This is a genomic window from Leifsonia sp. SIMBA_070, from assembly GCF_046534635.1.
Taxonomy (GTDB): Bacteria; Actinomycetota; Actinomycetes; order Actinomycetales; family Microbacteriaceae; genus Leifsonia.
Genome location: NZ_JAWRYK010000045.1, coordinates 1 through 417, shown reverse-complemented (window position 1 = coordinate 417; position 417 = coordinate 1). Strand labels below are relative to the sequence as shown.

Annotated in this window: 1 pseudogene; it reads left to right on the top strand. The window is 63.3% G+C overall.

The features are described 5' to 3' along the window. Positions 1 to 417, top strand: a pseudogene (locus SB754_RS19325) (nuclease); the annotation flags it as partial.

The window sequence follows — 417 nt, the reverse complement described above, 5'->3', positions numbered from 1 at the left end:
GCGCGAAAAGCTGATGGCGAGCTTTGAGCGGGTTCTGATGCCCGGACTCGATAAAGACCAGTACAGCGTGCTGTGGGTTGAGCACCAGGATAAGGGGCGACTGGAGCTGAATTTCCTGATCCCGAACACGGAGCTGCTGACCGGCAGACGGCTACAGCCGTATTACGACCGCGCCGACCGTCCGCGCATTGATGCCTGGCAGACCATAGTGAACGGCAGACTGGGGCTGCACGACCCGAACGCGCCGGAGAACCGGCGGGCGCTGGTTACGCCGTCCGCGCTGCCGGAAACGAAGCAGGAGGCCGCTCAGGCCATCACACAGGGTTCACTGGCCTTAGCCTCATCCGGGGATATGATGCCCCCACAGAGAGCCACCCAGGAGCTTAAACGCGCAGGTTTCGCCGTGGTGCGCCGCAC